18 protein-coding genes and 1 tRNA gene are annotated in these 17,804 nt (G+C 66.0%); 7 read left to right on the top strand and 12 right to left on the bottom strand.

Translation table 11 applies throughout. From position 1 onward, the window contains the following. Positions 1-148 precede the first annotated feature (148 nt). A complete protein-coding gene (locus L5876_RS07930) occupies positions 149-751 on the top strand; it encodes an exopolysaccharide biosynthesis protein (protein WP_236955658.1) in 603 nt (200 codons plus the stop codon). A gap of 48 nt (positions 752-799) precedes the next feature. Here L5876_RS07930 and L5876_RS07925 read toward each other — a convergent pair whose 3' ends face one another. After that, a complete protein-coding gene (locus L5876_RS07925; protein ID WP_236955657.1) occupies positions 800-1,246 on the bottom strand; it encodes a hypothetical protein in 447 nt (148 codons plus the stop codon). Positions 1,247-1,386: 140 nt separating this feature from the next. Here L5876_RS07925 and L5876_RS07920 point away from each other — a divergent pair. Then, a tRNA-Arg gene (locus tag L5876_RS07920) sits at positions 1,387-1,463 on the top strand. 20 nt (positions 1,464-1,483) lie between these two features. Continuing rightward, on the top strand, positions 1,484-2,281 hold the full coding sequence (locus tag L5876_RS07915) for an SDR family oxidoreductase (RefSeq protein ID WP_236955656.1): 798 nt from the start codon (positions 1,484-1,486) through the stop codon (positions 2,279-2,281). A 21-nt stretch (positions 2,282-2,302) separates the two neighbouring features. Here the strand turns inward: L5876_RS07915 and fdxA are convergent, their stop codons facing one another. From fdxA to L5876_RS07890, 5 genes are all read right to left on the bottom strand, one after another. Beyond that, positions 2,303-2,644 (bottom strand): ferredoxin FdxA, encoded by a 342-nt coding sequence (gene fdxA / locus L5876_RS07910; RefSeq protein ID WP_236955654.1) that lies wholly within the window; start codon positions 2,642-2,644, stop codon positions 2,303-2,305. 65 nt (positions 2,645-2,709) lie between these two features. Next, positions 2,710-3,159, bottom strand: coding sequence for a TerB family tellurite resistance protein (locus L5876_RS07905; protein ID WP_236955652.1), 450 nt, complete (start codon positions 3,157-3,159; stop codon positions 2,710-2,712). After that, positions 3,152-3,454: an RNA-binding S4 domain-containing protein gene (locus L5876_RS07900; protein ID WP_236955650.1), complete on the bottom strand. Its 303-nt coding sequence runs from the start codon at positions 3,452-3,454 to the stop codon at positions 3,152-3,154. Before L5876_RS07900 ends, L5876_RS07905 begins: the two co-directional genes overlap by 8 nt. Then, positions 3,451-6,021 carry a helicase-related protein gene (locus L5876_RS07895; RefSeq protein ID WP_236955648.1) on the bottom strand — a complete coding sequence of 857 codons (2,571 nt, stop codon included), beginning with the start codon at positions 6,019-6,021 and terminating at the stop codon, positions 3,451-3,453. Before L5876_RS07895 ends, L5876_RS07900 begins: the two co-directional genes overlap by 4 nt. A 50-nt stretch (positions 6,022-6,071) precedes the next feature. Next, entirely contained in the window at positions 6,072-6,869 is a 798-nt protein-coding gene (locus tag L5876_RS07890; protein WP_236955646.1) for a DUF3108 domain-containing protein, read from the bottom strand. A gap of 203 nt (positions 6,870-7,072) precedes the next feature. On the opposite strand from L5876_RS07890, the gene rpmB reads away from it, so the two are divergent. Continuing rightward, complete coding sequence (rpmB, locus tag L5876_RS07885; protein WP_039717841.1) at positions 7,073-7,366, top strand: 50S ribosomal protein L28; 294 nt, start codon at positions 7,073-7,075, stop codon at positions 7,364-7,366. A 125-nt stretch (positions 7,367-7,491) separates the two neighbouring features. Further along, positions 7,492-9,204, top strand: coding sequence for an amidohydrolase (locus L5876_RS07880; protein ID WP_236955644.1), 1,713 nt, complete (start codon positions 7,492-7,494; stop codon positions 9,202-9,204). Here L5876_RS07880 and L5876_RS07875 read toward each other — a convergent pair. After that, positions 9,201-9,473 carry a BolA family transcriptional regulator gene (locus L5876_RS07875; RefSeq protein ID WP_236955642.1) on the bottom strand — a complete coding sequence of 91 codons (273 nt, stop codon included), beginning with the start codon at positions 9,471-9,473 and terminating at the stop codon, positions 9,201-9,203. The two genes, L5876_RS07880 and L5876_RS07875, sit on opposite strands and share 4 nt — an antisense overlap. A 53-nt stretch (positions 9,474-9,526) precedes the next feature. Between L5876_RS07875 and L5876_RS07870 the strand changes: the two genes are divergently transcribed. Then, entirely contained in the window at positions 9,527-10,147 is a 621-nt protein-coding gene (locus L5876_RS07870) for a J domain-containing protein (protein WP_236955641.1), read from the top strand. A gap of 208 nt (positions 10,148-10,355) precedes the next feature. On the opposite strand, the gene L5876_RS07865 is transcribed toward L5876_RS07870, so the two are convergent. The 5 genes from L5876_RS07865 to cobS all read right to left on the bottom strand — a co-directional run bounded on the left by L5876_RS07865 (position 10,356) and on the right by cobS (position 16,780). After that, a complete protein-coding gene (locus tag L5876_RS07865) occupies positions 10,356-11,477 on the bottom strand; it encodes a M14-type cytosolic carboxypeptidase (protein ID WP_236955640.1) in 1,122 nt (373 codons plus the stop codon). Positions 11,478-11,951: 474 nt separating this feature from the next. After that, positions 11,952-12,944 (bottom strand): esterase-like activity of phytase family protein, encoded by a 993-nt coding sequence (locus tag L5876_RS07860; protein WP_236955639.1) that lies wholly within the window; start codon positions 12,942-12,944, stop codon positions 11,952-11,954. Then, positions 12,941-14,851, bottom strand: a complete 1,911-nt coding sequence (gene cobT / locus L5876_RS07855; protein WP_236955638.1) for a cobaltochelatase subunit CobT — start codon at positions 14,849-14,851, stop codon at positions 12,941-12,943. Before cobT ends, L5876_RS07860 begins: the two co-directional genes overlap by 4 nt. Further along, entirely contained in the window at positions 14,844-15,773 is a 930-nt protein-coding gene (locus tag L5876_RS07850) for a hypothetical protein (protein ID WP_236955637.1), read from the bottom strand. The genes cobT and L5876_RS07850 overlap by 8 nt, the downstream gene beginning before the upstream one ends. A 5-nt stretch (positions 15,774-15,778) precedes the next feature. Beyond that, on the bottom strand, positions 15,779-16,780 hold the full coding sequence (gene cobS, locus L5876_RS07845; RefSeq protein WP_236955636.1) for a cobaltochelatase subunit CobS: 1,002 nt from the start codon (positions 16,778-16,780) through the stop codon (positions 15,779-15,781). 477 nt (positions 16,781-17,257) lie between these two features. On the opposite strand from cobS, the gene L5876_RS07840 reads away from it, so the two are divergent. Next, complete coding sequence (locus L5876_RS07840; protein ID WP_236955634.1) at positions 17,258-17,707, top strand: YaiI/YqxD family protein; 450 nt, start codon at positions 17,258-17,260, stop codon at positions 17,705-17,707. Positions 17,708-17,804: the final 97 nt, after the last annotated feature.

Genomic DNA, 17,804 nt, shown 5'->3' with positions numbered 1-17,804 from the left:
GCGCACGCCTAACAAAAGAGTATGTGACAGGGTTGATCGCGTCTTGCGGGAAAACGTCGGATTGCGGGCGGTCCGGTTCAGTACCTGTGATGAACGAAGCGGGACGTCCCGCGTTACGTGGACGCCAGCCACCCGGGCGAAGAACGAAATGGACCGCGAACATCCGCTCGAAGACGTGCTCGACAAGGCGGCCGAAGCCGCCGAGGGCGATCAGGTGAAGATCGCCGATATTCTCGATCTCTATGGGGACCGGTCCTTCGGGCCGATCCTGCTGCTGCTCGGGCTGATCGCCGTGATTCCGCCCATGGGCGCCATTCCCGGCGTTCCCGCGGCGGTTGGCGCCGTGATCATCCTGTTTTCCGTCCAGATGCTGTTGGGACGAAAGCATGTCTGGCTGCCTGGCTTCATCGCGGATCGATCCATCAAGAAGGACAAGATCCGCAAGGCGCACGAGAAGTCGGAATCGGTGCTCTCGGCGATCGACCATATGGTCACCGAGCGGCTCGAATGGGCGACGGGCGGAACCGCCCGCTACGCCGCTGCGGTGTTGGTGACCCTGTTGTCGCTCGCGCTGATCCCGCTCGAACTCGTGCCCTTCGCCGTGGCGATACCGGGCGTGGCGATCAGCGTCATCGGTCTCGCGCTGATGGCGCGGGATGGTGCGCTGATGCTGCTCGCCTACGCGCTCTGCGCAGTCGCCGGCTTCGTCCTCGTCAGATTCTCGCCGCTCGCCGGGATGATTGGCCTCTAGCCCCCAGCGCGCGATCCGGGACGTCAGCGCCCGGCTCGGGGTCGAGCGTTACTGCGTTGTTTCGAGTTCACGCATGAGTTCGGGCGCCTTGGGGGCACGACCAAGGAAAAAGAAACGAACGAAGAGAACAAGACTCACGAGTGCCAAAAAGCCGCCAAGAATGGCCCAGGGAAGCTGGTTGCTTTCACGTTCGGAATAGAAAGATGCGCGCCCCGCTTCATATTGATCAGCGGCCCAGCCGAGAGCGACAATCGCGAGAACGAATAATACGCAATTAATCAAAAAGCGCCGAAGGGTGCGCATATTATACTTGTTTGCGAGGGCAGCTAACTCGGCGAACGCATAAGGATACGGCGATCCATGCTGCCGCTCCCATCTTGCCGCTTCAATGTCGAATGCGGATCTGAGCCTTTGATTGCCGCCTGATGCGACACCAGAAAAGAACACGGCTGCAACAATCAGGATGAGACCAATTGGACCAATTACGAGCATCAATACCCCCCCCATTTCAACACAACGATATGATATCGTTGGCCCTTCGACCGGTCAACGAAGCGGGACCCACGCCCGGATGCGACACAAGCCAGTAACGAGACTTGTAAGCAATTCGCCAATCTATCAGAAGACACCCATGCGTCCCCGTAGCTCAGCAGGATAGAGCAACGGTTTCCTAAACCGCAGGTCGGAGGTTCGAATCCTCTCGGGGACGCCACGTTAAAAGGGGACGGGGACATGGACTTCAACGGCACGATCGCCATCGTCACGGGCGGCGCATCCGGCATCGGCAAGGCGCTCGCCGAGGGGCTTCACAAGCGCGGTGCGCGCGTCGCCGTGTGCGATCTCGACGGCGCGGGCGCGGAGACCGTCGCTCAGGCCTGCGGCGGGATCGGCCGGCGGGTCGATGTCTCCGACGAGGGCCAGGTCGCAAACTTCCTCAACACGGTCGAGCGCGAAATGGGCCCGGTCGACGTTTATTTCTCCAACGCCGGCGTGGGCTATTCCGACGGTCCGCTGTGGCAGGCCGCCAGCGCCCCCAATGCAATCTGGGAGAAGCAGTGGGCGATCAACGTCATGGGCAGCGTCTATGCCGCCCGTCACGTCATCCCCGGCATGGCGAAGCGCGGCAAGGGCGTCTTCCTGATCACCGCCTCGGCGGCCGGCGTCCTCAACCAGATTGGCGATGCCGCCTATTCCGCGACCAAGGCCGCGGCGCTGTCGCTGGCGGAAAGCATCGCCATCACCCATGGCGATGAGGGCATCAGTGCCCACGTCCTCTGCCCGCAATATGTGAAGTCGAACATGACCGCGCTTCTGCCCGAGGCCATGAAGCAGATGGACGGCATCATCGAGGCCGACGAGGCCGCCGAGATCACGCTGAGCGCCATCGAGGCGGGCCAGTTCCTGATCCTGACCCACAAGGCGACCGGCGAGCACTATGCCCGCAAGTCCGGTGATCGCGACCGTTGGCTGTCCGGCATGCGCAAGATGCGCCGCTTCCTGCTGGAGGCCAATCACGGCCGCCCGATCTGACGGGACGGTGAGGGCGCTGCCCTAGTCGCCCTTGCCGGGCTTTTCGGAGAAGTATTTCTCGAACTTGCCCGTCTCCTTCGCCATTTCGTCGGCGTCGGCGGGGCGTTCCCCGATCTGCGTGATGTTCGGCCAGACCTTCGAGTATTTCGAGTTGATCTCCAGCCACTTGCCGTCGGCGTCGTCCTCGGTGTCGGGCTTGATCGCCTCGACCGGGCATTCCGGCTCGCACACACCGCAATCGATGCACTCGTCGGGATGGATGACGAGAAAGTTCTCGCCCTCGTAGAAGCAGTCCACGGGGCAGACTTCCACGCAGTCCATGTATTTGCAGCGCACGCAGGCGTCGGTGACGATATAGGTCATCGCAGATTCTTCACGCGGGGCAGGTGATCAGATCGCGCCGGACATGTGCCGACAGCGCCGCTTTGTCAACGCTTGCGGGCTGCGGCCTCTGCGCGCGACCGGGCGAAGACGCGCTCGCGGTCATCGACCGCCAGCAGCGGCGCGACCGTGCGGATGAAGCTTTCCTCGAAGGGCGATTTTTCGCCGTCCGACAGGGCGACGGCCCAGAGATGCTCGATCAGCGACACGCGCTGCGCTTTCGGCAGGCAGGCCTTCACCACCTTGGTGAACCTGTAGTGGTCGACCGCGGTCTCGGCCAGATCCTCGGCCTCGTTGTGGATGCGTTCGGCTGCTGCCTCGTCCAGTTCGAAGGTCGCCATCAGGATGGCGCGGATCTGCTTCTCCTCGATCTGTGCATAGACGCCGTCGGCCAGTGCGGCTTCGACCAGCAGCGCGGCGGCGGCCACCTGCGGGTCGAGTTCCGGGTGGGATTTCGGCCGCTCGGCGGCGAACAGGCGTTTCAGGGCATCAAGCATGCGCCTCTCCTACGCCGGGCAGTGTGGTCTCGTAAAGCGCGCGCGCTTCGGCCGGCGGGCCCCGGCGCACGCCGAGGCTGGCAATCCGAACCTGGCAGACGCCGGAATGCAGGGACAGGGTGAGCACATCGCCCGGCATCACCAGCACCGAGGCTTTCTCGATCCGAGCGGTTTGTCCGGCCCGGCCAAGGCGCACCGAACCGGTATCCACGAAGCGGGTCGCCTTCGAGCGCGACTTGAAGAAGCGGGCGCGCCACAGCCAGACATCGACGCGCACGCCCGCCGCCTCGCTCATTTGCGCGCCTTCTTGGCGCGGCGCGGCTTTCGCCGTGCAGCCGGCTCCGGCGCCGGGCGGGCGAGCGCGGCAAGGGCGGCAAACGGGCTGTCGGGATCGACCTTCACTGGCGCAGGTTCCTGCGCGCGGTGCTTGCGAACGCGCACGGCCCAGCGTTCGCCCTCGGCCTTTTCCGGGTCCGGCCCGGTCTGGATGCGGCGATAGCCGAGCGCGTTCAGCACGCCGCGCAAATCGGCGACCGAACAGCCGAGGATGGAGGTCATGTCCGCCGTCATCGCGAAGCCGTGTCCGTCCTTGGCGGCGCGGCCCTCTCGGATCAGGTCGGCAAGACGTTCCAGCATGTCGACGCGCACCGCCAGCGGCCCGCAGCGGTGGAAGCCCGCAGCGGCATAGTCGCCTGCCGCCCGACCCTCTTCCGCCGGCACGCTGACGAGACCCGGTCCGGGCAGGAAGGGCGCATGCCCGTCGCCGCGCGCCGTCGCGCGCAGGAGAGAGGCGAGGCTTGCCGCAGCCGGCTTGGTCAGCGCCGGCATGAAGAGGACATGCTCGCCGATCCGCACGCCGAGACTGCGCAGCTGGCGGCGTTCCACGGGAGACAGGGCGCGCACCTCGGTCAGCACGTCGGCGCGGGCCACGCAGCCGCCAGCTTCTTCCAGGCGGTGCGCGATGCCGCGCGCCATGCCGGTCACCTTGCCCTCGGCCGCAGCGGCGGGCAGCGCCAGCAGCGGCGCCAGCTTCGCGGCGATCTCGCCCTGAACGAAGGCGTCGAGCCGGCGCATTGCCCGTTCCCGAGCTTCCGCCGAGCCCAGCTCGCCGCCGATCAGCTTTACGCCCGGCTTCAATAGCGTGTCGCCCGCCACCAGGAGGGCGACCGGCGTCTCACCATCGAGGATGCGTCCGTCCGCGGTGATGCTCAGCGTGGTGTCTTCGGCCTTGGTCAATCGTCCCAGTCTCCGGTTCATTTCAGGTCTCAGCGCCCGGTCGGCGGCCTGCCGCAGGGCGCGCGCTTCAAGCGCTCCGCCGGAAATGTCCGGCAGGAATTTCAATCCTTCAAGATGGCCGACCTCATGGCCTTCCACCGTCACCCGTCCGTCGGGTGTCACACCGGCCAGCAATTCCTTGTCCTCGCGCAGGCCGCGGATCAGCGCGCTGGTGCGCCGATCGACGAAGCGCTGGGTCAATCTTTCGTGCAGCGCGTCGGACAGGCGGTCTTCCACCTCCCGCGCCCGGTCGCGCCACAGATGGGCGTCTTCACTCCAGTCGGTGCGGTGGCTGACATAGGCCCAGGTGCGCACATGCGCGAGTCGCTGGGAGAGGATATCGACATCGCCCTCGACCCGGTCGAGCCGGTCGAGCTGCCGCGCCATGAAGTCCGACGGGATGCGCGCGTTCGGGCTCATCAGATGGTCGAGGATCTGCCGCACCAGGCGCGCGTGCGCGTCGATCGTGATCTTGCGGAAGTCGGGAATGCGGCAGGCGTCCCAGACCATTTCCACACCGCGCGGGGTGGAGGCGTAACGGCGCACATCCGGATCGGCGGCCAGGATGTCGAGAACTTTTTCGTCCTCCGCGCCGCGCACGCGTTCCAGCGCCGGATCGGGCGAGGGGCGGCGAAGCGAGGCGAACAGGCGGTCGAGCGAGCGGAGGTCAAGATCGCTGTTGCGCCAGGACAGCTTTTCCAGCCGCGCGAATTCGTGGTTCTCCAGCGCCTCGACCACCTCGCCTTCCAGCGGGCGCACATCGGACGTCTCGCCGAACGTGCCGTCATCGCGGAACCGGCCCGCGCGTCCGGCGATCTGACCCAGCTCTGCCGGGGTCAGCTTGCGGCGGCGATGCCCGTCGAACTTGGTGATCTCGGCAAAGGCGACATGGTCGACATCCATGTTCAGACCCATGCCGATCGCGTCCGTCGCGACGAGATAGTCGACCTCGCCGGACTGGTAGAGCGCGACCTGGGCATTGCGCGTGCGCGGACTGAGTGCGCCGAGCACCACGGCCGCGCCCCCGCGCTGGCGGCGCAACAGTTCGGCGATGGCGTAGACGCTCTCACCGGAGAAGGCGACGATGGCCGAGCGCCGCGGCAGCTTGGTGATCTTCGCCGGCCCGGCATAGCGCAACGTCGAGAAACGCTCGCGCTGCAGGATCTCGGCATCGGGGACGAGGCGGCGGATCAGTCCTTCCACCGTCGATGCGCCCAGCAGCATCGTCTCTTCCGTGCCGCGCATGTGCAGGAGGCGGTCGGTGAAGACATGCCCGCGGTCCGGGTCGGCGGCCAGCTGCACCTCGTCGATCGCCACGAAGGCGACGCGCATGTCGAGCGGCATCGATTCGACGGTGCAGATGAAATAGCGCGCGGTCGGCGGGGCGATCTTTTCCTCGCCGGTGATCAGGGCAGCGGCATGAACGCCCTTGGCCTTGACCACCCGGTCGTAGATTTCCCGCGCCAACAGGCGCAACGGCAGGCCGATCATGCCCGAGGAACGCGCCATCATGCGCTCCACGGCGAGGTGGGTCTTGCCGGTATTGGTCGGTCCGAGGACCGCGGTCAGTGCGGAATAGGCAGACATGATGGCTCACACATAGACCGCGTGTGCGACAGGTGCGAGGCCGCGAGGCGCTATTCGATGGAAATCGAGCGCGCCTCGACCGTGATGCCGCCGAATCCGGCATTCGCGCGGATACGCACCGGAAAATACACCTGACCGTCGGCAAAGGGTGCAAGCCACAGCGTCACCGGTTCGGCGATGTCTTCCGCGGTCGGCTGGTCTTCCGGGTCGTATCCCGCAATCGGCTCGTAATAGGCGTTGCACACGATCGCCTCGCCGCGATAGCCGCGATTGCGGACGCTGTCCGTGCCCTGGCGTTCCAGGCGCAGATTGTAGCGCGCCTTGCCGTCGAACACCGGGATGCGGCCGGTGCAAGGCTCGCCGCCATTGGAGCGGTAGTTCACGGCCATCGAGATCATGCCCGTCAGCGGATCGATCGCGCCGGTGCGCTGTTCCGCGCTGGCGGGCGGTTCGCCCATCGAACCGAAGGGCGGGTTGATATTGGGTTCGGCCACGCGTTCCGGGAAGGTGATTTCGATCACCCGGTTCTTCGAACTGGCGTGATTGCGGTGCTGGTACTGCCAGGGCTGGAGGTGCGCACCCTCGTTGTAGCCGCTGACCCCCGCCTCGATATCGGCGTCGGAGAAGAGCGCGGCCAGGCCCGCGGCGCGGAATCGCGCATTGGCGGAATAGGTGTCGTCGGCGATTTCGCTCGACACGCGGATGTTTGCGACCTGGAAGATCAGGACCGAACCGGAAAATTCGGCATTGATCCGCAGCGGCTCGCGGGCCGGAACAGCGGCCTCATCAGCGCCGGCGAGGCCGAAACTGAACGCCAGGGCGGTCAGGGCATGGATTACTGCACGCATGGGGATAGACACTCCTGCCTCGTCTTCTCGGCACCGCCCCCGGCCCGTTGCAGGTAATATATCATCGAACCCGTCTGCAAGATGAACGGCGCAGAACTGCGACAATGCTTGACGGGAGGGGCGCTCTTGGCTATCTCGCCCGCTCCCGCGCCGTCCCCCCGTCGGAACCGGCGTAGAATTTTGCGAGATAAGGGAAGTCAGTCATGTCGCGGCGCTGCGAACTCACCGGTGTCGGCCCGATGGTCGGTAACAACGTGTCCCACGCGAACAACAAGACGAAGCGCCGGTTCCTGCCGAACCTGTGCGACGTGACGCTTGCGTCCGAAGCGCTGGGCCAGTCCTACCGCTTCCGCATCACCGCCGGCGCGCTGCGTTCGGTCGACCATGTCGGTGGCCTCGACACCTTCCTGATGAAGGCCCGCGACGCCAACCTGTCGACCCGCGCCCTCAAGGTGAAACGCGCCCTGAAGAAGAAGGCGGACGCCGCCGCGGCCTGATCGCGCGCCCGCTTCTGATACAGCGTTCCGAACGCCCGCCGCACTCCGGCGGGCGTTTTCTTTTGCCCTTCCGCCCGATAGGGTCCGCTCCGACACGATTTTCCGTCGCCATCCGAGGAATTCCCATGCGCCTTCTGCCCGTCCTGGCCGCCGCTGCGATCGCGGCCTGTTCCCCGTCCGAACCGCAGACATCCGGCGAAACCGGAACAACGGCGGAAGCGCCGGCCACCGAATACGCGACGATGATTGTGCGCGGTGGTCCGATCCACACCGCCGACGACGCCGTGCCGACGGCCGAAGCGGTCGCGGTGCGCGATGGCCGGATCGTCTATGTCGGCGATGAGGCGGGCGTGGAAGCTCTTGCCGGGCCGGAGACCGAGATCGTCGAACTGGACGGTGCGGCGCTCTATCCGGGCTTTACCGATGCCCACGTCCACGTTCTGGGTGTCGGCTCGCGCGAACGCACGCTGAACCTCGAAGGCACCGAATCGATCACCGACCTGCAGGACCGGGTCCGTGCGGCTGCCGCCGAACTGCCCGAAGGTTCGGTCCTCTATGGACGCGGCTGGATCGAAACGCATTGGCCCGAAGGCCGCTTCCCGAACCGCGAAGATCTCGATGCTGCCGCGCCGGACCATGCCGTCGTGCTGACCCGGGCCGACGGTCATGCCCTCGTCGCCAATTCACTGGCACTTGAACGCGCCGGGATCACGGCGGACAGCATCGCCCCCGAGGGTGGCGACATCCTGCGCGACGAGGCGGGCGAGCCGACCGGCATGCTGATCGACACCGCCATGTATCCGGCCAATGCCCTTGTCGGTGATCTGGAAGGCGCGGAGCGCGCCGACACCTATGCCGAAGGCGCGAGTGTCATGGCGAGCCTGGGCTGGACCGGCGGGCACGACATGTCCGTGCCCTATTCCGACGTCGCGATGATCGAGGGGCTGGCCGAAGAGGACCGCCTGCCGATCCGCGTCTATGTCTCGGTCAATCCCGACGGCCTCGCCGAGTTGGCGCGCGCGACCCCGCGCATCGCAGACGATGGCCGCGTCATCACCCGCGCCGTGAAAATGTATATGGACGGCGCGCTGGGCAGCCGCGGGGCCGCGCTGCTCGAACCCTATTCCGACGCACCGTCGAACCAGGGCCTGATGCTGTCGAACGAGGACGAGACGCTGTCGGCCTTCACCGAAGCCCTGCGCGCCGGCGTCCAGATGAATGTCCACGCCATCGGCGACCGCGGCAATCGCCTGCTGCTCGACTGGGTCGAGGCCGCCTATGCTGCCGTGCCGCCGGAAGAGCGCGCGATCGAGAACCCGCGCTGGCGCGACGAGCACACCCAGATCGTCGATCCGGCCGACATCCCCCGCTTTACCGAACTGGGCGTCATTCCGTCCATGCAGCCGAGCCACGCCATCGGCGATCTGTTCTTCGCGCCGGACCGTCTGGGCGAGGAACGTCTCGATGGCGCCTATGCCTGGCGCGACCTGATCGATTCGGGCGTGGTGATCGCCGGGGGGTCCGACGCGCCGGTCGAACGCGGCGATCCGCGCATCGAATTCTACGCCGCCGTGGCGCGCCGCGCACTGGATGGCACCCAGACCGAAGAATGGCACCCGGACCAGGCCGTGACGCGGCAGGAAGCCCTGCGCATGTTCACTGCATGGCCGGCCTATGCCAGCTTCCGCGAGGACGAGCTGGGCCGCATCGCCGTGGGCCTGCGTGCGGACTTCACCGTCTTCTCCGAAGACATCATGACCATCCCGGAGGAGGACATCCTGACGGTGGAACCGGTGATGACCATCGTCGACGGCGAGGTGGTCTACAGCGCGCGCTAACCTTCCTGGGGTGAGCGCACCGTCATCCGGAGGGCGTGGACCGGCCCGGCCAGTTCCTCGGCAAGGGCGGCATTGACCGCGCGTTGCCGGTCAAGCCGGGATTTCCCGGTGAAGGCCTCGGCGACGATCAGGACGTGGAAATGGCTTTCCCCGCCCACAGGCGCGCCGGCATGCCCGGCGTGCGAGGCGGACTCATCGGTCACGTCGAGCCGCGACGGCGCGAAAGCTTCCGTGAGCTTTGCAGCAATCCTGCCGCGAAGGTCACCCATGATCACACCCCTGTTTATTGCCGCTTTAACCGCTGAGCCCCATACTTAGAACCATGCACGGCACGTACAAATACCGCCCGCGCTTTCGCGACATCCGGATCAAGCCGCCCAAGGACAAGCCGGAACCGGAAGATCGCGTCTGCGAATGGCCCGGCTGCCTGTCGAAGGGCGATTCCCGCGCGCCGAAGGGGCCGGACCGTCTCGACGACTATCACTGGTTCTGCCAGCACCATGCCGGGCAATACAACAAGAGCTGGAATTTCTTCGCCGGCATGAGCGAAGGCGAGATGAAGGCCTTCAACCAGTCCGCCCATTACGGCCACCGGCCGACCTGGAATTTCCGCGGCAATACCGGCGCACACGCCAAGTCGGCGCGCGCCTCGGCGGATTTCTCCAAGGGGTTCGACGACATGCTCGGCCTGTTCGGGCACAAGCCGGCCAATGACCGCCGCAATGACGAGGCGCCGCGCCGCCGCTTCGGCCGGCTGCAGGAAATGGCGCTGGAGACGATGAACCTCACCGGCGACGAGACCAAGGGCGAGGTGAAGAAGCGCTATGCCGAGCTGGTGAAGCGCTATCACCCCGATGCCAATGGCGGCGACCGCTCAAGCGAGGAACAGCTCGGCCGCGTCATCCACGCCTACCAGATCCTCAAATCGGCGGGCATGGCCTAGCAAGAATTGACCTTCCCCGGTTTCGCGAAGCGAAGACCGGGGCCCAAATGATGCTGAAATCTGGATCCCGGATCGCGCTTCGCGCGTCCGGGAGGCGTCGATTTCTTGCTCTTATGCTTCACCCCACCCTGACCCTCCCCTCAAGGGGAGGGAATAAGTGCGGCGTTTCTCTCCCTCCCCTCTCAGGGGAGGGTTGGGGTGGGGTGACCTAAAGCCGCCCGAGCATCTCCAGCATCGCGTCGAGATTGGCCGCGCCGAGCCGCTTGCAGCGCTCCGGCGACCAGGCCTGGTCGGGCTCGGGATGGTTCGCCGCATCCTTGAACGGCATTTCCAGCGTCATCGAGAGACAGCGGAAGCGCGAATAGATGTAGTGCGTGGCGATCGTCATCTCCGCGCCGCCCGGCCGGTCCGGCGCATAGCCGTGCTCGGTCTGGAAGTCGGGCGAGAGCCGCGCGAGGATGCCGCGATAGGCGTCGAGCCTGTCCTGGTCGGCCGTCTCCCAGCCCGGCACGCCTTCCGCCCCGGCGATGAAATTGTAGGGCAGGCCTTCATCCCCGTGGACGTCGAGGAAGAGATCGCAGCCCGTCTCCTCCATCTCCTTGAGGACGCAATGAACCTCGGGCGAGTTCTCGGGCGAGGCCTTGCCCCATTCCCGGTTCAGATTGACGCCCTTGGCGTTGGTGCGCAGGTGCCCGCGGCACGACCCGTCCGGATTCATGTTCGGCACTATGTGGAAACGCGCGTCGCGCAGCAGCTTGCGCGCCACCGGGTCGGCCGGATCGACGAGGCGTTCCAGGAAGCCTTCCATCCACCACTCGGCCATCGTCTCGCCGGGGTGCTGGCGGGCGGTGACCCAAATGGTCTTCGGCCCGTGCCCGATGACGAGGCAGTCCATCGTCTGGCCTTCGAGCGTCTGGCCGAGGACTTTCAGCGTCACGCCCGGGGCGTTCTGAATGTCGGCGATGAGGTTGTTGTGCCGCTCGACCGGATAGGGCGCGAAATAGGCGTACCAGACCGCGTCGGCGGCCGGCGTGTCGCGGATCACGAGTTCGCCGTTCTCATAGGTCGTCGGCACGCGGAACCAGTAATCCCGGTCGGTTGAGGCGGCCGCGTGATAGTCGGTCCAGCCCTCGGGATAGCTCGCCCCGCCGGCATTCGTGATGCGCAGCGTCAGCGGCACACCGTTTGCGCCGGAAACCCGGAAGAAGAACCACTGATAATGCTCCGACCCGGCATCCTTGCGGATCTCCAGCCTTATGTCGGAGGGATCGGACGCATCGACGACATTGATGTTTCCGCTGTCGAAGGCGGCGGTGATGTGAAGGGACATGGGTCGCTCCGGATGGGTTTGGGTGAGGGGTAGCCCAAGCCTTCCAATCCTTCAAACGCCGATCTGCCACGAACAGTTTCTCCCCCCGCTTGCGGGGGGAGTGCCCCCGGACTTGTTCCGGGGGCGAGGGGGGGGGAGAAAAGGGGGGGGGGGGGGGGGGGGGGGGGGCGGGGGGGGGCCGAGAAAATCCCCCCTCCGTCGGCTCCGCCGACACCTCCCCCGTGAACGGGGGAGGAAAACATTGAGATCGAGCCTGGCCTGAGGAGGACGCGAAGCGGCGTCTCAAACGCGGCTCGATATATCCGACGCTCCCCGGTTTCGCGAAGCGAAGACCGGGGCCTAACCTGGATCCCGGACCGACTTCGTCGTCCGGGAAACGTCAATCAGTCGGCTGAATGTCACCCCACCCCGCTCCCGTCTTGCTGTTAGCAAGCCGCTCGCGTCCCTCCCCTTCAAGGGGAGGGGAAAGGAACGCTATCCCGGAATCGCGAAGCTCAAGAGAAGCGTGCGCTGGGACGGGTTGTAATTGTCGTCGGAGATGAGGAAGAGGCGGCGTTCGCCGTCGACCGTGGCGAGCGCCGCGCCCTCGATATTGTCGACCGTGATGTCCGGCGTGAATTCCGCGAGGAGGTCGGGCTGGATCACCGAGCCGGCCGCGCGGGCGTTCTCGATCGCCTGCGGCGTCACCCGCACGACGCGGATCCGGTTGCCGATCGCCTGCGAATAGAAGCGCTCCACGATGATCAGCGTGCCGTCTTCCTGCACCGCGATGGCCGTCAGGCCGAAGCCGCGCTCGGCTGCGAGATTGTAGGACAGGTCGATTCCGCCGCCGGTGTGGATCTGCCAGACCGTGTGCGGCCGTCCGTCGATGATCGGGTCCTCCACCGCCATCCAGATCGACCCGTTCGGGCCCGGCGCCATGCCCTCGATCCCGGCATTGTTCCTGAGGCGCTCGATCCCCGGCGGGCCGGGCAGGGGCGAGGGCAGGGCATTCTCGATGCCGGCCCAGTCCGCGCCGATGTCATAGGCGAGCACGCGGTGATCGCGCTCGAAGCTGACGGCGTAGTGGCCCTCACCCAGATCGGCGAGGCCTTCGGCGTCCTCGTGATCGCCTTCCAGCACTTCTCCCGCCATACCCAGCATGTCGGCCATGCGAACGTCCGTGAGGCCGCTCAGGCCGCCGGCCTCATAAGCGAGCGACGCGGTCATCCAGTAGCCGCTGTCGGAAATGGCAAGCAGACGCGTGCCGTCTTCGCTGACCTCGATGGCGGAGAAGCCGCCGAAACGGTCGTCATCGGAGGACAGGACCAGACCGCCGCGATAGTCGAGTGATCCGAGATCGAGCCGCTGCGCCTCTTCCGGATAGAGCGCGACATACTCCGCCGTGACGGTGACCTCCGCCGGGCCGCCATCCCCCGCGCCGCAGGCGGTCAGGACGAAGGCGGCGGCAAGGGCGAAGCGTTTCATCGGCGGGGTCCCACTCCGGCAAGGTCGAGCCGCCTTATGGCGCTCAACGGATCGGTCTTCTGCTGCGACCACGGCCGGCGGCGGTCGTGGCTGTCGGGGTCGAACAGGGCGGCCAGCTGTTCGGTGATCGCACCGCCCAGTTGCTCGACATCGGTGATCGTAACAGCCCGGCGATAATATCTTGTGACATCGTGGCCGATACCAATCGCGAGAAGCTCGACCTCGCTGCGCTTCTCGATCGTCGCGATCACTTCGCGCAGGTGCCGTTCGAGATAGCTGCCCGCATTGGCCGACTGCGTCCCGTCATCGACCGGCGCGCCGTCGGAGATGACCATCAGGATCCGGCGCTGTTCGGGGCGCACCGACAGCCGCCGCCACGCCCATTGCAGCGCCTCGCCGTCGATATTCTCCTTCAAGAGGCCCTCGCGCATCATCAGGCCCAGCTTGTCGTGCGCGCGCCGCCAAGGCGTGTCCGCCGCCTTGTAGATGATGTGGCGAAGGTCATTCAGGCGGCCCGGATGCGGCGGCTTGCCCTCGGCCAGCCACTTCTCCTTCGCCCGTCCGCCCTTCCAGGCGCGCGTGGTGAAGCCGAGAATCTCGGTCTTCACGCCGCAGCGTTCCAGCGTGCGGGCGAGAATGTCGGCGCAGGCGGCAGCGACGAGGATCGGCCGCCCGCGCATCGAGCCGGAATTGTCGATCAAGAGGGTCACGACCGTGTCGCGGAACTCGGTCTCCTTCTCCATCTTGAAGGAGAGCGGCACGGTGGGGTCGGTGACGACGCGGGTCAGGCGGGCGGTGTCGAGCACGCCCTCCTCGAGATCGAAGCTCCAGCTGCGCGTCTGCTGCGCCATCAGGCGGCGCTGCAGCCGGTTGGCGAGCCGGCCGACGACGCCTTCGACGCCTTTCAGCGCCTGGTCGAGATAGCGGCGGAGGCGCACCAGCTCCTCTTCGTCGCACAGCTCGCCGGCCTCGATGATCTCGTCGAACTCGGTGGTGTAGACGCGGTAGGCCGCCGCCGGCGTCTCGTCGGGGCGGACGAATTGCGGGCGCATGGCGCGCTGGCTGTCGCCGCTGTCGTCGGTCGCCTGCACCTCGCCCTGCTTCTCGTCCGACTGGAAGTCGATCTCGTCCTCGTCCGCGCTTGAGCCTTCGGCGTCTGACGGATCGGTATCGTCGCCGCCATCAGGCTCCGATCCGTCATCCTCGCCGGTGCGTTCCTCGCGGTCGACGCCGCTGTCGTCCTCGGTCTCGTCCTCGCTGTCTTCCGGGTCGCCGCCGAGTTCGTCGGCGAGGTCGAGATCCTTGATCACCTGGCGCAGCTTCTTGGCGAATGCGCCCTGATCCTCGGACCGCTCGGCGAGGGCATCGAGCGCCTTGCCGGCCTTGTTCTCGATCTCGTCGCGCCAGACCTCCATCAGGCCTTTGACCGCCTCGGGGGCCGGGCGGCCGGAAATCCGCTCGCGGATCATCACGCCCAGCGCCTCGGCCAGTGGCGCCTGCTGGCGGTCTTCGGCGCGGTTCCAGCCCTTCTGCTCGGCGCGTGCGCTCAGCGCCGCATCGAGATTGGCGGCAACCCCGCGCATCGCCTTCGCGCCGAGGCCTTCCACGCGCGCCTGCTCGGCGGCGTCATGGATGGCGCGGGCCTGCGCCCCGGGGGGCAGGGCGCTGGCATGGCTCTCGTCGGAATGGTGCAGGATACGCAGCGCCAGCGCGTCAGCGCGGCCCCGGGCGGCCTGTAACTCCTTCGCCGTCATGCCGGCGGGCGGGCTCGGCAGGACCAGCTTGCCCTTGGCCACGGACGCCACCTCGCCGCCGAACTTCACCTCCAGCTCGCGGTCGCGCGCAATCGCCCGCGTGGCGATCGCGGTCGCGCGCTTGAAGGCTTCCTGCTGCGGCGTGTCAGTCATGGGCGGCGATCCAGGCGTTGAAGTCGTCGAGCGGCACCTGTTCCGGCTCGATTTCAAACTGGGTCGGGATGCCGCTCAGATCGACCATGTCGTCAGACACGATGACGGCAAATGGTTCCACCAGAGAATCCGGGCGTCCGTCGAATCGGAACCAGCGCGCGTCCTGTCCGGGAGCGCAGCCGAATCTATTTGTATCGGAACAGTCCCCGGCGACTGTCGGGTACAGCAACGCGGCCACGTCTTCGGCTCGGCGTGGTGGAAGGCGTTCTTCGTCGGGATTGGCCAGAAAATATCGAACGGTCTCCAGCCAATCGTCGTCCTCGGACCGGATCAGACGGAAATTCAATTCGTTCACAGGGCGGACCGAGCCGTCCTCATCGAGGAAAACAAGATGCGCTTCCCCTTCAGCAAAACTGAGAATCTCGCCTCCGCATCTGATCAGGACCATCCGTTCATCGCCTTCGGGCAACTCGGAAAACCCGCCGATACCGCCGGTCGAAGGCATGCTTGTTCTAAAGTTCAGCGCCTCCCAACCTTCATGTCCCTGTTCGGACAGACAAACGCGATCCGAGACTTGCCGTTGAGCCGGATCGTCGTACTGCGCACCGCATGCGTAAGCGGAGATATCCGCGATGGGGCGGGACGCATCGAAGGTGAAGCTTGATATCGTCGGTCCTGAGAGGCTTTCGACCATTTCAAACGTATATCGATAGGTTCGCGTCGGTATGCCGTACTGGCGTTCCTCGACCGGCAAAGGCTCAACCCGCGCAACGCGGGCCAGCGCGACCGAGCCGGGCTGCCGAATGTATTCTGCCAGTGAATTTCCCGGCAGGTAGGTTGGCCTCGGATACCGGCACCCCTCCGCCTCCGCGGTCACGGCCGCGGCGGCGGCCAGACCGAGAAGGAGGGGAGCCGCTTTCATCGCCCTTACGCCGCGCTGGCGGGTTTCGGATTGGCGGCCTTCACCGGGGCTTCGGGAAGCTCCTCGCCGAAGACGCGCTGATAGAATTCCGCCACGGTCGGGCGTTCCAGCTCGTCGCACTTGTTGAGGAAGGTGAGGCGGAAGGCGAGGCCGACATCGCCGAAAATCTCGGTGTTTTCCGCCCAGGTCAGCACGGTGCGCGGGCTCATCACGGTGGAGAGGTCGCCATTCATGAAGGCGTCGCGGCTGAGGTCCGCCACCTTCACCATGTCGGCGATCGTCTTCTTGCCTTCCTCGGTCGCGGCAAAGCGCTTCAGGCGCGACTGGACGATGGCCTCCTCGGTCTTGGCCGGCAGATAGTTCAGCGTCACCACCATCGACCAGCGGTCCATCTGGCCCTGATTGATCTGCTGCGTGCCGTGATAGAGGCCGGTCGTGTCGCCCAGGCCGATCGTGTTCGTCGTTGCGAACAGGCGGAAGAAGGGGTTCGGTCGGATCACCTTGGTCTGGTCGAGCAGGGTCAGCGAGCCGGAGGCCTCCAGCACGCGCTGGATCACGAACATCACGTCCGGGCGGCCGGCATCGTATTCATCGAACAGGAGGGCGACCGGGCGCTGCAGGCACCAGGGCAGAATGCCTTCCTGGAATTCGGTGATCTGCTTGCCGTCTTTCAGGACGATGGCGTCCTTGCCGACCATGTCGATGCGGCTGACATGGCTGTCGAGATTAACCCGGATCATCGGCCAGTTGAGCCGCGCGGCGACCTGTTCGACATGGGTCGACTTGCCGGTGCCGTGATAGCCCTGGATCATCACCCGGCGGTTGAAGGCAAAGCCTGCCAGGATGGCCCGCGTCGTTGCCGGATCGAACACATAGGCGTCGTCCACCACGGGGCAGTGTTCGTCGCGCTTCGAAAAGGCCGGAACCTCGAAACCGGGGTCGAAGCCGAACAGTTTCTGGCAGTCGGCGACGGTATCGGGGGTATCCAGCGGGAAGGACTCGGCCATCAAATCACTCGTCTCGGGGCGTTAAATCGGGTCTGGCCGTCAATGTCGGCCGCGGGCGCGGAAAGGCAAGCGCCTTCGCATGTGCGGCATAGCATGGGGGCGGAGGCGGGTTAAAGCGGCGCAGTGAAGTTTTCCCGCCCTCGTCCTTCGAGGCTTCCACCTGACGCCGATGAATTTCTCGACGTTCCCCGGTTTCGCGCAGCGAAGACCGGGGTCCAGAATCTATAGGACATGGATCCCGGATCGGCTTCGCCGTCCGGGAAACGTCATGTGTGAAGTTGATGGGGTCCCCATGAAAATGGGGACCTGAAGCAAGTACCCGGTTTCAGGTTCCCGCTTTCGCGGGAACCCCGGAAAAAAAAGAGGAAGTTTCACCCCACCCCGCTCCCGTCGTCCGGACGGACGCCGCTCGCGTCCCTCCCCTTCAAGGGGAGGGAGGGGTGGCGCGTCGTGGATTGAGGCCGTAAAGCCCCGCCCATGACGCTTTACATCGATGCCGATGCCTGTCCGGTGAAGGACGAGGCGATCCGTGTGGCCGAGCGCCACCGCACCGAGATCAAGCTGGTGTGCGACGGGGGGCTCCGCCGCCCGGACAGCCAGTGGGCGCAGCTGGTCATCGTGCCCGGCGGGCCGGATGCCGCCGACGACTGGATCGCGGAGCGGATCGGTCCGGGCGATATCTGCGTCACCGCCGACATTCCGCTCGCCGACCGCTGCCTCAAGGCTGGCGGCGCGGCGATCGACCCCAAGGGCCGCGCCTTCGACGCCGACAATATCGGCGCCCTCCTCGCCTCGCGGAATTTGATGAGTGATCTGCGCTCGTCCGGCATGATGGAGGGCGGCGGCCACAAGCCCTTCGGCCCGAAGGATCGCTCCGCCTTCCTCGACGGGCTGGAGCGCCTGTTCCAGAAGCTGAAGCGGGGTTAGGTCCATACCAACGTTTTCTCCCCCCGTTCACGGGGGGAGTGTCCCGAAGGGACGAGGGGGGCATGGGGGGGGGGGGGGGGGGGGGGGGGCGGGGGGG

Source organism: Hyphobacterium sp. SN044, assembly GCF_021864465.1.
Lineage (GTDB): Bacteria > Pseudomonadota > Alphaproteobacteria > Caulobacterales > Maricaulaceae > Hyphobacterium.
The sequence above is the reverse complement of the archived record's forward strand: the minus strand, read 5'-3'. Positions and strand labels throughout refer to the sequence as shown.